The organism is Streptomyces sp. NEAU-W12, from assembly GCF_026242095.1.
GTDB lineage: Bacteria > Actinomycetota > Actinomycetes > Streptomycetales > Streptomycetaceae > Streptomyces.
In genome coordinates, this window is record NZ_JAPJDM010000007.1 from 95,265 (window position 1) to 108,690 (window position 13,426).

General features: G+C 72.9%; 15 protein-coding genes and 1 pseudogene. 8 read left to right on the plus strand and 8 right to left on the minus strand.

The window, feature by feature from the left end:
- Positions 1-25: 25 nt before the first annotated feature.
- From ORI94_RS10805 to ORI94_RS10825, 5 genes are all read right to left on the minus strand, one after another.
- A complete protein-coding gene (locus ORI94_RS10805) occupies positions 26-757 on the minus strand; it encodes a methyltransferase domain-containing protein (RefSeq protein WP_266074254.1) in 732 nt (243 codons plus the stop codon).
- A complete protein-coding gene (locus ORI94_RS10810; protein ID WP_266074255.1) occupies positions 754-1,980 on the minus strand; it encodes a lycopene cyclase family protein in 1,227 nt (408 codons plus the stop codon). Before ORI94_RS10810 ends, ORI94_RS10805 begins: the two co-directional genes overlap by 4 nt.
- Entirely contained in the window at positions 1,977-2,687 is a 711-nt protein-coding gene (locus ORI94_RS10815) for an SDR family NAD(P)-dependent oxidoreductase (RefSeq protein ID WP_266074256.1), read from the minus strand. The genes ORI94_RS10810 and ORI94_RS10815 overlap by 4 nt, the downstream gene beginning before the upstream one ends.
- Before the next feature lie 103 nt (positions 2,688-2,790).
- Complete coding sequence (locus ORI94_RS10820) at positions 2,791-4,038, minus strand: NAD(P)/FAD-dependent oxidoreductase (protein ID WP_266074257.1); 1,248 nt, start codon at positions 4,036-4,038, stop codon at positions 2,791-2,793.
- 219 nt (positions 4,039-4,257) lie between these two features.
- The gene (locus tag ORI94_RS10825) at positions 4,258-5,250 is read right to left on the minus strand and encodes a MerR family transcriptional regulator (protein WP_266074258.1); all 993 of its coding nucleotides are present in this window, start codon (positions 5,248-5,250) and stop codon (positions 4,258-4,260) included.
- A gap of 165 nt (positions 5,251-5,415) precedes the next feature.
- On the opposite strand from ORI94_RS10825, the gene ORI94_RS10830 reads away from it, so the two are divergent.
- From ORI94_RS10830 to ORI94_RS10845, 4 genes are all read left to right on the plus strand, one after another.
- Positions 5,416-6,024 (plus strand): sigma-70 family RNA polymerase sigma factor, encoded by a 609-nt coding sequence (locus ORI94_RS10830; protein ID WP_266074259.1) that lies wholly within the window; start codon positions 5,416-5,418, stop codon positions 6,022-6,024.
- A gap of 105 nt (positions 6,025-6,129) precedes the next feature.
- Positions 6,130-6,966, plus strand: a complete 837-nt coding sequence (locus tag ORI94_RS10835; RefSeq protein WP_266074260.1) for a DUF4397 domain-containing protein — start codon at positions 6,130-6,132, stop codon at positions 6,964-6,966.
- Positions 6,959-7,615, plus strand: coding sequence for a class F sortase (locus ORI94_RS10840; RefSeq protein ID WP_266074261.1), 657 nt, complete (start codon positions 6,959-6,961; stop codon positions 7,613-7,615). The genes ORI94_RS10835 and ORI94_RS10840 overlap by 8 nt, the downstream gene beginning before the upstream one ends.
- Before the next feature lie 83 nt (positions 7,616-7,698).
- Positions 7,699-8,124, plus strand: coding sequence for a hypothetical protein (locus ORI94_RS10845; RefSeq protein ID WP_266074262.1), 426 nt, complete (start codon positions 7,699-7,701; stop codon positions 8,122-8,124).
- A gap of 60 nt (positions 8,125-8,184) precedes the next feature.
- Here ORI94_RS10845 and ORI94_RS10850 read toward each other — a convergent pair whose 3' ends face one another.
- Positions 8,185-8,763, minus strand: coding sequence for a Dps family protein (locus ORI94_RS10850; protein ID WP_266074263.1), 579 nt, complete (start codon positions 8,761-8,763; stop codon positions 8,185-8,187).
- 591 nt (positions 8,764-9,354) lie between these two features.
- Complete coding sequence (locus ORI94_RS10855; protein WP_266074264.1) at positions 9,355-10,365, minus strand: Ppx/GppA family phosphatase; 1,011 nt, start codon at positions 10,363-10,365, stop codon at positions 9,355-9,357.
- A 209-nt stretch (positions 10,366-10,574) separates the two neighbouring features.
- Between ORI94_RS10855 and ORI94_RS10860 the strand changes: the two genes are divergently transcribed.
- The gene (locus ORI94_RS10860; protein ID WP_266074265.1) at positions 10,575-10,727 is read left to right on the plus strand and encodes a hypothetical protein; all 153 of its coding nucleotides are present in this window, start codon (positions 10,575-10,577) and stop codon (positions 10,725-10,727) included.
- 48 nt (positions 10,728-10,775) lie between these two features.
- Positions 10,776-11,018 carry a DUF6480 family protein gene (locus ORI94_RS10865; RefSeq protein ID WP_266074266.1) on the plus strand — a complete coding sequence of 81 codons (243 nt, stop codon included), beginning with the start codon at positions 10,776-10,778 and terminating at the stop codon, positions 11,016-11,018.
- A gap of 91 nt (positions 11,019-11,109) precedes the next feature.
- On the opposite strand, the gene ORI94_RS10870 is transcribed toward ORI94_RS10865, so the two are convergent.
- A complete protein-coding gene (locus ORI94_RS10870) occupies positions 11,110-11,586 on the minus strand; it encodes an SRPBCC family protein (RefSeq protein WP_042172575.1) in 477 nt (158 codons plus the stop codon).
- 303 nt (positions 11,587-11,889) lie between these two features.
- Here ORI94_RS10870 and ORI94_RS10875 point away from each other — a divergent pair.
- Positions 11,890-12,574: pseudogene (locus ORI94_RS10875) on the plus strand (DUF4389 domain-containing protein).
- 98 nt (positions 12,575-12,672) lie between these two features.
- A complete protein-coding gene (locus tag ORI94_RS10880) occupies positions 12,673-13,185 on the plus strand; it encodes a flavodoxin domain-containing protein (protein ID WP_266074267.1) in 513 nt (170 codons plus the stop codon).
- Positions 13,186-13,426 lie beyond the last annotated feature (241 nt).

Sequence of the window (13,426 nt, forward strand, 5' to 3'; positions counted from 1 at the left end):
CGTCGAGCCGCGCGGCGGGGGCCGGTCACCGGGCGTGCTCCGCCGCCGCGGCCACACCGTTGCGTGCCAGGAAGGTGTGCACGATGCCGGTCTGCCACCCGGCGACGGGTGCGGCACGCACGTCGGTGAACCCGGCGGACGTCAGACGTGCGGTGAAGGCGGGGACGGTGTCGAAGTCGATGACGCTTCGCCACAGGTGCCGGTAGAGGGCGCCGTTGCCGCTGAGCGCTCCCGCGGGGATGATCATCCCCTGGCACACGGTCGTCCACAGAGCCCGGTGGGCGGCCGAGCCGCTGAGGCTGTACTCGTGGACGGCGAGCCGGCCGCCCGGCCGCAGCAGGGACCGGACGGATGCCAGGACGGCGTCCGGGTCGGTGACGTTGCGAAACAGGTAGGCGGCGAAGACCGCGTCGTACGGCCCCTCCTCTTCCCTGGCCGTCTCCTCGGCCGTCAGGTGCTGGAAGCGCACTCGGGCCGGCCAGGGTTTGGCCCGTGCGCGCCGCAGCATGCCGGACGAGGCGTCGACTGCCGTGATCCGGGCGCGGGGCGAGGCCCGCAGCAGGGCCTGGGTGGAGGCGCCGGTGCCGCAACCGAGGTCGAGAACGTGCAGACCGGCGCCGGCCCGGGGCAGGCGGAGCCGCCGCGCCGAACGCAGGAGGTCGGTTCGGTAACCGGGGTTGAGGGCCGTGAGGCGGTCGTAGGTGTGCGAGGCGTGGTCGAAGGCGCGGGCCGGATCGTGGTCGCGCAGCAGTGTCATCGGTGCCTGTCTCCGGTTCGTGGGTCGGGATGGGATCGGCGGGGCAGGAAGGGGAGTTCGACGGCGGTCCGCAGCATGGGGCCGACGGGGGTGCGCAGGCCGATGCCCCACTCCTCCCAAAACGAGGTGGCCCCGTCCAGGAACCGCAGCAGACGTTCCGGCGGGATGCGGCGGAAGAGGCCGGTGAAGAAGTCCGGGCCGTCGATCCGGCCCGTGTCCAGGGCCCGTAGCAGCATTGCGTCCATGGCCAGTGCCCGCCGCCCGTGCGGTGGGGGCGCGATCGCCTGTCCGTCGCGCAGGGCGGCGGCGATGGCCCGGCTCTGCCGCTGCACGGCGGCGAAGGTGTAGCCGGTCGCCGGGCGGGTCGCGCCGCCCGCGGTCCCGATCCGGAAGACGGCGGGACCGGCCCGGCGGGCGAAGCGCGCGTCCGTCATGGGAATGACGCCCTGCTCCGTCGACTCCACTGCGGGCGCACCGAGCTTCAGGATGTCGCGGCTGTAGTCGGCCAGCGCCGCGTCGTACTCCTCCGTGGTCAGCGGGGTGCGGGAGAACTCGGTGTACTCGACGAGCGCCCGGTTCGGCGCCAGCGGCAGTACGTAGCCGAAGGCGAGCCCATGGCGCGGCTGCGGTACCCGGAAGTCCATCAGGTCGGCCACCGCGGGATCGAACCGGTCCACGTCCGTGTGCACGAACCAGCCGCGGAAGTGCTGCATCAGCTGTGTCCGGGCCGGTGGCAGGGGGCGCCGCGGGCGGGAGTCGAACACGTGGCGGGCGCGCAGTGTCAGCGTGCGGCCGTCGGGGGTCGTGCAGCGGACCTCCGCTCCGTGGGCCGTGTTGCGTACCGTGTCCGCCGTCGCGCGCAGGACGCGCGCGCCGGGGGAACGGGCCAGCGCGGAGTGCACCAGCCGTTCGAACTCCGTGGACCGGAGCATGCGGTAGCGCAGCGGAGCGGGGTTCAGGGTGATCGCGTCGCCGTCGGCGCCGTGGACGCGCAGCAGGGACCAGGAGGCGCTGACCGCCTCGTCGTGGTCGCCTGTGTCCTGATCCCAGTAGCACCAGGTCCGCTCGGGGGGCCGGCGCGGACCCTCCGGTGCCTCCACCAGGGTGACGGTGGCGGGGGCACCGGTGGCCGCCAGCCGGTGCGCGAGGCTGAGCCCGGACGCGCCACCGCCGACGATGACCACGTCGGACGTCTCACCGGGTGCGCCGGTAGGTGGGTTCACCGGGCGCGCCGTTCGACGAGGAGTGTCCCGTCCGCAGCCGTGCGCAGCAGCTCGGCGTCCGCTTCCATCGCGTCGGCGACGGCTGCGACGACCCGGCGGGGGTCGCCCCCTTCGGGCATCGGCGGGGCCGTGCCCGCGACGGACCGGTCCGCGAAGCCGGTGTCCAGATGGCCGGGCCGGATGTCCAGGACCCGGATGCCGGCGCTGCGTGCCTCGCGGCGCGCAGCGCCGAGCCAGGCGCTCAGCGCTGCTTTGGAGGCGCTGTAGTCGGCCATACCCGGCTGCGGGCGCTCCGCGACCACGCCGGTGACGGCGGCGATCACCGAACCGGGTTCCATGACGGCGAGCGCGGCGCGGAAGAAGGCGGCGGGGGCGAGGACGTTGACCGCCATCAGATACTCCGCGATTTCGTCGCCGGTCTCCTGCGCCCGGCCGAAGGCAACCGATCCGAAGGCCGTCACGACGGCGTCCAGCCCGCCCAGTTCGGCCGCTGCGCCATGGACGGCGCGGGCGCAGGACGCGGGGTCGTAGGCGTCGAACAGGAGGGTCGGAGCATCCGGGTACGCCTGGGCCGCCCGGGCCAGGCGGGCCGGGTCACGACCGGCGAGGGCCGGGCGCGCTCCCCTGCCGGCCAGTTCCGCGGTGAGGGCTTGGCCGAGGACGCCGGTGGCGCCGGCCACCAGCACGCGCGCGCCGTTGAGGTTCACGTCTCGCTCCCGATCGCAGGTGCAGGTCACCAGCTCTGCTTCTCCCCCGTGTGTTCCGCAGACCGGCCGCCGCTGGATGCGGCGGAAACGGTCCGGACGGCCGTCAGCCGCGCGCCGGGGCGCGGAGCACCTCCCGGGCGGCCCGCGTGCCCGAGGCCAGCGCGCCCTGCACCGAACCGGTCGCCCGGTGGTCTCCGCAGACGTACCGGCCCGGGGCGAACCGCGTGGGGCGGCTCAGCGGCCAGGGCGGCTCCATCGCGGGCAACGCCCCCTCGACGGTGTACCCGGCGATCCGGCGCCAGCCGCTCGTGTCCGTGCCGTACAACCCGGCCAGGCGCCGGAGCACGGCCTCACCCGCCCCGGGCCGGTCCCCGCCCAGTACGGAGCTGGAGACCAGCACGGTGCCGGAGGGCGCGTAGGTGGGAGCGACCTCGGTCAGCACACAGGTGTTCAGCACCCCGCCGGTGGCGTCCACGATCAGAGTCGGCTCGGCCAGAGGGGTGCGCGCTGCGACGTGGTAGTACGTGGTGACCGTGCGGCCGTCCGGCACGGCCAGGCCCGGCAGCAGCCGGGCCGCGGCGGCGGCCTCCGTCGCCACCACGACGGTCGTGGCCGGCAGTTCGCTGCCGTCCGTCAGGAGCACCCCCGAGGCGGTGACCCCGGCGACGGGCGTCTCCAGCCGGAGCACGCCCTCGGGGAGGGCGGCAGCCAGTCGGGCGGGTACGGCGCCGATGCCGTCGGCGGGCAGACAGAGCGTTCCCCTGACCATGCTCCGCCAGACCAGATGGAAGAAGCGCGCCGAGGTCTCCATCCGGTCCTCCAGGAAGACGCCGGACAGGAACGGGCGCATGATCCCGGTGACCGTCGCGGCCGACAGCCCGGCGCGGTTCAGGGCGGCGGCGGTGGAGCGGTCCGGACGGTGTTTGAAGGAGCGGGCGGGCAGGAGGGCGTCCCGCGCGGTGAGTGCGGCCAGCACGGCCAGGTCACGAGCCGGCAGGGCCCTCCCGGGCAGCAGCGCCCCCGCCGCCTTCGGCCGCCGGGTCGGGTCGCAGAGGTGCACGGGCCCCGTCGAAGTGTGCGCGATGATACCCGGAGTGAACGGCCTCAGCCGCAGACTCCGCAGGTCCAGGCGTCGTTTCACCTGCGGATACGAGGTGTTGAACACCTGGAATCCCCGGTCCAGCAGGAAACCCTCGCGCCGGTCCGTGCGCATCCGGCCACCCACACCGTCGGACGCCTCCAGCAGCGCCACACGCCGCCCGGCACGGCACAGGTCCAGAGCACAGGCCAGACCGGCGAGACCCGCTCCCACGACGACCGTGTCAGGGCTCCGACCGTGTTGAGTGGTCATGTTCCTCTTCCTTCGACGTCCTTCGATTTCCTGGACGCGAACCTCTGTACGACTGGGGTGGGGATCCGGCCCGCGGCGCGCCCTTCGGCACGGAACGCGTCGTTCGCGGCGCGTCGTTCACGGGCGCCCGGACCGGACGCTCACGGAGTCCACCCGAGCACGTTCCGTCCGATGAGGCCAGGCGCCACCGCGATCACCTACCCGACAGGCTGAGCCACGTCACCTGAGCACGACCGACTCCACCGCCGCGACAGCCTCCGCCAGGCCCGGCGGGTGCGGCGATCCCGAGACGGTCTGCCCGGCCCAGCCGGGCCCGAGTGTCAGGACGAGCGGCCTCCGGCGGGCTCCGCGCACACCCCACTCGATCGCCGCGACGTGCTGGGCCAGCGGTCGGCTCGCCGTGGTCCGGGACTGCGCCCACAGCCCCACCGCGGCCGGTCCGGTCCTGCGTACGGCGGTCACGAGTGACTCGACGGGCAGCGCGCCGCCGAACATGCGCACGGGAAGGCCGCGTTCGGCCAGTGCGGCCGCCAGTACCTCCAGGGGCAGTGTGTGGTTCTCCCCGGGCACACAGGCGAGCACCGTGGTGGCACCGGACCGGGCGGCGGCCAGGGGCGGCGCGTGGCGCCGGAGAGCGCCCGAGACGTGCCAGGACAGGAAGTGCTCGACCTCGACATACCTCTCCCCGGAGATCTCCCACTTGCGGCCGGCCGCCTGCAGCGTGGGCGTGATCACCTCCGTCCATGCCGTGACCAGGCCGTGCTCCTCGATCACGGCCCTCAGCAGTTCGTCGAGAGCGGCGGCGTCGAGACGCAGGGCCGCGCGGGCGACCCCCCTGCACTCCTGACGCACGTCCCCCAGCCGCAGACCGGTGCCGGCCCTCCTGCCGACGCGGGCCGCCGGCTGCGGTACGGGAAGGGCTTCCTCCTTACGCGGAGCCGTGTCCGGACCTGCCTCGCCGAGCGCCAGGCGGGCGGCCTCGGCGGGCGGCACCCCGGTCGCCGTCAGGGCACACATCCGCTCCAGCCGTGCCAGATCCCCTGCTGTCCAGCGACGGTGCCGGCCACCGGTGTGCGCGGTGGGGCCGAGGCCGTAGCGGCGGTCCCACGACCGGACCGTGGTGGGTGCCACCCCGAGACGCCGCGCCACCTCGCCGGTGGTCAGCCCGCCCTCGCGCCGCGCCTCTGCTTGATCGACATCGTTCTCGTTCACTCCCACACCACCACCTTACGACGCACAAACGACGCATGTTGTGTGTGTCGTTTCGGCTTACAAGACTGGACGGTACGCGCCCGGTGGTCACGGCACACGCCCGCCGGGTCCGCTCCGCAGGCGGCCTTGCGTCCCGCACTGCTTCCACGGCAGGAGGAACGTGCCATGAGCACGAACACGCGATCCACCGATGACCACCCCCCGGTCGTGCAGAGGATCCCGTACGAGGACGAACTGGCCCGTGGCCTGCGGGCCGCCGACGAGAACGCGTTCGCAGCCGTCTACCTGCGCTGGGGCTCACTCGTCCACACCATGGCCACCCGGTCGCTCGGCGACACCCACGAGGCCGAGGACGTCACCCAGCAGGTGTTCCTCGGCGCCTGGCGCGGGCGGACCGGCTTCCGTCCGGAGAGGGGACCGCTCGGCGCCTGGCTGGTCGGTATCACACGCCGGAAGATCGTCGACGCCCTGGCAGCCAGGACGAAACGTCTCACAGTGATCGATTCGGTGGCGTACGACGCCGGTTCGCGCCGCCAGGAGGCGAGTGCCCCGGACGAGGTCCTGGACCGGGTCCTCCTGGTCGACGCCCTGTCCCGTCTGCCGCACCACCAGCGCGAGGTTCTGTGCATGGCGTTCTACGAAGATCTGACCCAGGTCCAGATCTCCGAGCGCACCGGGATGCCCCTGGGCACCGTGAAGAGCCACACCCGACGTGGCCTGCACCGGCTGCGCGAGGCGATGGAGCAGGGTCTCTCCGACGAGTCCGCCGCGTAGCCGCGCAGGAATTCCCCGTCCCCCGCATCCACGACGGCACCCGCGCACGAAACACGGATGAGACACCGCAAAACGGCGGAACCCCTCGACGAAGGGACGATCCCCATGACCTCCCGAACCCCTCTCGCTCTCGCCGCCTCGGCCGGCGCCTGCGCTCTGGCCCTCGGCGTCACCGCACCCGCCATGGCGGCCCCCTCCGCCCAAGACCCGGCCATGGTGTCGGTCTTCCACGGCGTTCCCGACCTGACCGCCGACGTCTACGTCAACGGTGAGGAGCTGCTCGGCGACTTCGAGCCCGGCACCGTGACCGACCCGCAGGCCCTCGACGCGGGCACCTACGACATCCAGGTCTTCGAGGCCGGACAGGGCCCCGACGGCACCCCTGCCGTCGAGAAGGAGATCGAGGTCCCCGCCGGGGCGAACGCCACCGTGGCGGCCCACCTCTCCGCCGACGGCGAGCCCCAGCTGACGGCGTTCGTCAACGACGTCTCGAAGGTGGACGCCGGCCAGACACGGCTGACGGTGCGCCATGTCGCGGCCGCACCTGCCGTGGATGTCCGGGCGGGCGAGCAGCCGCTCTTCCAGGGCCTGGAGAACCCGAAGGAGGACACCACCGTGGTCGACTCCGGCACCGTTTCGGCCGACGTCGTGCTGGCAGGCACCGACACCGTGGCGATCGGCCCGGCCGACCTGGACCTCGAGGAGGGCACGACCAGCATCGTCTACGCCTGGGGCAGCGCCGAGGACGAGAACCTGGCACTGGCGACCCAGACGCTCAGCGGCATGGAATCGGCACCGAAGGGCGTCGACGCGGGCGGCAACGGCGCCGCCGTCGCCGCGAACTCCTCCGACCAGTGGCTGGCCTGGGCCGCCGCGGGCGGCATGATCACACTGACCGGCGGTTTCCTGATGGCACGCCGGGCAGCGGGCCGGCGTGGGTGAGAAGGGACGAAGACTCGGCGGTCTCACGGTGACGGCCTCCGCGCTGGCGGGGGTCCTCACCCTGGCGGCCTCCCCGTCGGACCGGGCGGCTCCCTCGCCCGACTTCGGGCCTGCGGTGCCGGCCCGGGCCTCCGGGCCGGCCGAGCACCCCGGCCCCACCGCGACGGACCCGGATCCGGGTCATCGCTCCGAGCGCCCGCTTCCGCCACCCCGGCGCGTCCTGGTCCGCGACGTGGGTCTCGACGCCCCGGTACGGCCGGTCGGTGTCACGGGGCAGGGCACGCTGGCGGTCCCCTCGAATCCCACCGTGGCCGGGTGGTACCGCTTCGGCCCGGCGCCCGGAAGCTCCCGGGGCTCAGCCGTGCTCGTCGGACACGTGGACAGCGACTCGGGCACCCTCGGTGAGTTCGCGGCACTCTCCGGCGTACGGCCCGGGGACCGCGTGGAGGTGCACCGTGCCGAGGCCGCACCGGCCGTCTACCGGATCGTCGCGCGCACGACGGTGCCGAAGGGCGACCTTCCGTCCTCCGTCTTCCGCCGGACCGGTTCCCCGGTTCTCACGCTCATCACCTGCGCGCCCCCGTTCGTCCCCGACCGGGGCGGCTACCTGGCCAACGTGGTCGTCACGGCGGAGCCGGTCCGGGAATGAGCGGGTGCACGCATCCGCGTGCGGACTCCCGCCCGGTACGGGCGGGACAACAGAAGGCGGAACACAGGGAACAGGAGGTTGTGGTGGACCACGTCGAGCCCACGCACCTGGTGGAACTGGCACTGGGCAACGGCGTTTCGAGCGACGACGTCAGCGCCCTGCGGCACATTGCCGTATGCGTCCGGTGCAGGAGGGAACTGAACCGGATGGCACGTGTCGTGGCAGCCGCACGCAGCGTCGAGGAGCCGGACCTGCCGACCGCCCGCCCGGAGCAGGTCTGGCAACGGATCACGCAGGAGTTGTCCCTGGCGGGGGAGGCCGCCCCACCACCGCCCGCGGGGGCCGACCGCACACTTCGCGTGGTACCGGCATGCGAACACTGCACCGGCGCCCCCGGGGACGCCGTCGCCCGGACGGCTCGTCTCGTGCTGGCCGTTTCCGTCGTGGCCGTGGTCGTCCGGTGGCTGAGGCGGTCTCGGCCGGCGAAGCGGCCCGGCAGGAACGGCTGACGTCCGGCCGGCACCCCGGGAGCCCGTGATCCGGGCCGGCCGGTGCCGCCCCCGGGGCCCTCACGGCTGGCTGCGCGCCTGTTCCGCCGCCTGGCCTGCGGCGCCGGTCTCCGTGGTGGCACCGCGGGTGCTGAGCTCGCCCCCACTGGACTCCAGGTGCGCACGGACGAACCACTGGAAGAGTTCCAGGCCTCGCAACTGTTCGATGAGCATGTCCTGAGTGACAGGATCGGACGTCTCGGTGGCCTGCATGGCCTCACGGTGGTCCTTGATGACGGCGGTGTACACCAGATCGAGGGCCCCGAGGTGCTCGATCGCCTCCGCCCGGCCGATCGAGTAGTCGTTCCAGGTGCGCCGGTCCACCAGTGCGCCCGGAGTGCCGTTGGGCTGGCCTCCGAGTGTGGAGATCCGCTCGGCGAGGTCGTCGGTCATGGCACGGACCTTGTCGACCTGGGGGTCGATCATCTCGTGCACGGCGATGAAGTGCGGCCCCACGACGTTCCAGTGAACGTGCTTGAGCGTCAGGTGAAGGTCGTTGAGGGAGTGCAGACGCATCTGCAGCAAATCGCTGATGCGCCGGCTGTCCTGGGTGCTCATCCCGGGCACGGTGTACGAGATGTCCGCGTTCTGTGACGGCACGACGGTACTCCTTGTGCGATTGGATGCCGAGACGACCAGACAAGCACCGATCACCGCGATCTCGGCGTACGGCCACGTCCCGCCCCACCCATCTCACCGGTTCGGAGCAGCCCGCACACAGGCGACGGGAGAGGAGAGGGCCTGCTGTGCCCCCTGCCTGCGCCCGGGAGGAGCGAGCCGGACACACGTGCGGAAGGGGACGGCGCCGAGGCCGCGCGGACGACACGGCCAGCGCGTCGCCGCCGCCCGCGAAGGCGCGGCGGGGCAGGCTCCGGCCGCCGGCGGGCCGGACGGGCACGTGGAACGTCAGGCCCCGGACGGACCGACGGACCTGCCCGGGCGCCTCCACCCGGACATCAGGCACGGCAGCGCTCGACCGGAGTGCTCGTACGGTCTTCGTGCGCGTGAGGAAGCAGGGGAAGCCGGCCCGCCCGGCCGCGCACACCGGAGGCATCCGACGCCCTGCCCCGGTGCCCCCGCCCCTGCGAGCCGGGCCCGCGCCACCGTCGGGGCGCGGGCCCGGAGACGGGCTCGCCGCACACCGCCGGACCGAGCGGTGCCGCACCGAGGGTTCCGCGCGTCCTTTCCGGCTCAGCCGGCCAGCGGACCGGCGGCAAGGCGAAGAGTGTCCTTCTGCGCGGCGAAGGCGTCGGAGTCCTGGGCGATCTCCGTCCACCAGCCGGGGCCGTCCTCGATGCAGCGCAGCATGACACCCTCGCGGATGGCCCACGGACAGACCGTGGCCTCGCGCAGCCCCATGACTTTCATCGCGGTGTGGCCGACCACCGCTCCGGCCAGGCTCTGCGCGGCCCGGGGCGCGGTGATGCCCGGCAGGTGCGCGCGTTCGTCCACCGGGAGCGCGGCGAGGACACCGATGGCCTCGCGAAGGTCCCTGCGCTCCATGCTCCGGTGACTGAACGGACCTTGGCGTCCGGGAGCGGCGCCGCAGAGCCGGGCCAGTTGCTGGAAGGTACGGGAGGTGAGTACGGCGGTTGTCGGGCGCTCCCACCGGATCCGGGCCGCCACGTCCCGCAGCGCGTGACGAACCCTGCGGCGGAGAGCTCTCAGCTCGGCCTCGGCGGGCGCGTCCTCGACGTGGAAGAACTCACGGGTCAGGCGCCCCGCGCCCAGCGGGAGGGAAGCGGCGAACTCGGGGAGACGGCCTCGGCCGAAGGCCACCTCCAGTGAACCGCCCCCGATGTCGAGAAGGACCAGTGGCCCGGCGCGCCAGCCCAGCCACCGGCGAGCTGCCAGGAACGTCAGTTCGGCCTCGGTCTCCCCCGAGAGTGTGCACATCGGTATGCCGGTCTCCCGACGCACGAAGCGCAGTACTTCGGCGCGGTTGGGTGCGTTGCGCACGATGGCGGTGCCGAACGCCAGCGGCTCCTCCGCCTTCCAAAGCCGCGCCGTACGCCCCGCCCCGGCCACCGCCTCGGCCATCTGCTCCAGTGCGCCGTCACCGATGGTGCCGTCCGCCTCGGTCCGTTCGGACAGGCGCAGCTTCCACTTCGCCGTGTGCACCGGCAACGGAACGCCACCCTTCACGTCCGCGACCACCAGACGGACTGTGCGCGACCCCGCGTCCACCACGCTGACCCTCATCTGGCCCGCCCTACCCCGTCCGGGCCGGGCGAAACGGGGGGCGGTGCGCCCGGTCCGAAGTGTCTTCACGGATGGCGGAAACTCCGTGCGACGCCGGGGCCGTCGAGCTCGCCGCTTCCGGGTGGCCGACAGCGTGGGGAACAGTCGTTTACGGGTACTCGGGCCGGGCGGCGGTGAATCCACCGTCCGCACCGCAGAGGGACGGTTCCGTGCCCCAGCAGGCCGGTGACCGCGACCTGGTGGTACGCGCGGTGGCCGAGGGCGGCGGTCCGAACACCGCCACCGCGGCGGCGAACGCGTGCGGCGACTGTCCGGTCACGCCGGGGTCCGGCGGCACCGGCGCCGCTCGGCCCCACCGGTGACACGCCACGTCCCACGTCCTCACCCGAGCCCCGAATGGAGTGTCCGTCATGACGACTCCTGATCCCGACCCGAGGCGAACCCCGGGGACCGAGCCGGGCGGCGTTGCGCCACCCGGTGAGACGCCACCCGGTGAGACGCCACCCGCCGAAGGAGGCACCTACGGCATCTCCCATCCGGAGCCGCCCGAATTGCGCAAGGGCTGGGGGCCGGTGCCGCTGGTTCTGATCATGGCCGTGGTGGCGCTGGTGGCGATCGGGCTGATCGGCATGCTGGTGACCTTGATCACGTGACATCGCCGGGCGTCGGCCCGGCCGGCCGGGCGACTCGGCCGGCCGGGCGATGACAGCGCAGGGGCGCCCCTGCCGGGCGCCTCTCGGGCCCTCAGAGGGTGGAACCGGGATTCTCCGGCCGGATCCGTCCGCGCCAGGCACCCGTCTCGCCACCGCCGCCCTCGATGAAGTCCTTGAAGCGGTGCAGGTCCCCCTTGACCCGACGGTCGATGACACCGAGCATGTCCGCGCCCTTCTCGGCCACTCCGGAGGGCTCGATCTCCATGGTGAGCTCGACCCTGGTGCGGGTGTCGTCCAGCCGCTCGAACCTGACCGATCCCCGCTGCCGTGTCTCGCCGTCGACGGAGCGCCAGGTGATCCGGTCGTCCCGCAGCTGGTCGACGATCTCGGTGTCGAACTCGCGCCGCACCCCGCCGATGCTGGTGACCCAGTGGTTGTGCCGGTCGTCGAGCTGCCGCACCTCCTCCACGCCCTCCATGAAGGTCGGGAACTCCTCGAACTGCGTCCACTGGTTGTAGGCGGTGTGGACGGGAACCTCGACGTCCACCGCTTCCTTCACCGTGCTCATCGTCTCCTCCTCGGTGTGGTCGTTCACCTGCACGACCCGCAGGTACCCGGGACTGGAGGATCAAGACCTCGATACGCCGCGTGTCCCCGTCCCTTCTCCCGGTAGGACGTGGGCCGCGGGCAGCACGGCGTGTGATCGCCCTGCCGCTCCGCCTTCCTCCGCCGCCGTTTCGACCGCGCGCGCTCGGGGCACCCGGGCCGGACCCGGAACCCGCGGTGAGGCGTGGCGCCGTTCCACGGCACCGCCCCGTTCCGCGTCGGTGAGGCCGGCGCGTCCGACGGCATCCGAAGGGACCGGTTCCCCATGAGCTCGCACTCCACGCCCTCGGCGGCCTCCCCCGTGGTGCCACGGCCCGGCCACCCCGCCCGGCTGACCGCGGTCCTCGACACACCGCTGTCCCGCTGGCTGTGGCTGGTCAAATGGGTGCTCGCCCTCCCGCACCACGTCGTCCTGGTCTTCCTGTGGGTGGCCTTCGCAGGGGCGAGCGTGGCGGCGTTCTTCGCGATTCTCTTCACCGGCCGCTGCCCGAGACCCCTCTTCGATTTCACCACCGGTGTACTGCGGTGGAATGGGCGAGTGGCCTGTTACGCCTACGGTGCTCCGGGCACCGACCGCTATCCGCCGTTCACGCTCGCCGACGTCCCCGGCCATCCGGCGCGCTGGGAGCTGACGTACCCCGGGGAGCTCTCCCGCGGCCTCGTCCTGGTGAAGTGGTGGCTCCTGGCCGTCCCGCACTACCTGGTCCTGGGCTTCTTTCTCGGCGGCGCCCGTGTGGGCTGGTTCAGCGGTGGTCTCGTCGGGCTGCTCACCCTGTTCGCCGGCGTCTCCCTGGCCGCCACCGGGCGTTACCCGCGCGGTCTGTTCGATCTGGTGCTCGGGCTGAACCGCTGGGTACTGCGCGTGGCCGCCCACGCGGCCCTGCTCACCGATGTGTATCCCCCCCTTCCGGCTCGACCAGGGCGGTCGCGAACCGTCGGAGCCGGCATGACTCCGCCCCGGGCCCCGGCCTCCGCGGTCCCCGGTCTCGTGGCGTGGGCCACCGCGGGGCCGGGGAACACGCCCACCGGGACGGAAAGGTGAGTTCGCATGGACGTCCTCGTCGGATACGCGACCGTGCACGGCTCCACCCGGACGATCGCCGAGAGGACGGCCGCCGTCCTGAGCCGTGCGGGGCGGAGGGCCGAGGCAAGGCCCATGACCGAGGTGGAGGACGCCGACGCCTATTGTTCGTTCGTCCTCGGCAGCGCCGTACACGAACAGGGCTGGCTGCCACCGGCCCGGCAGTTCGTGCGGGACAACCTGGATGTGCTCGCCCCCCGTCCCGTGTGGATCTTCAGCGTCGGGATGCCCGCGGCGCTGCGCGGGCCGTGGCGCCGTATGGCCGCCAAGGAGCTGCCGGCCATCGAGGAAGGCCTGCCGCCAGGCCTGGGGTACCGGAGCCACCGCCTGTTCTCCGGTGTTGTCGAAGGGGACCAGCTGCCCCGTACCGGACGTCTGCTGTTTCACCTGGTGGGCGGCCGGTACGGCGACTTCCGGGACTGGCGTGCCGTCGACGGCTGGGCGACGGCCATCGCCGGGGAACTCCGGGTGGACAGGTGACACCGGCGCACCATTGGGGTGAACGGCGGGCGTGGGCGGCCGGGCTCGCCCGCACCAGGTGGGTACTGTCCCCGGGGTGCGCTTCGATACGGATGCCGACCGGCCTTGCTTCCACTCCCCCACCTGTTCTGCCGGTCCGCCCAGGAGCGTCTCGACCGACCGTGACCGATAGCTCCACTGGCGCGTCGGCGTCGTTCCCGGCAGCGTGGAGATGCGCAGACAATGACAGCTGAGTGAGGTG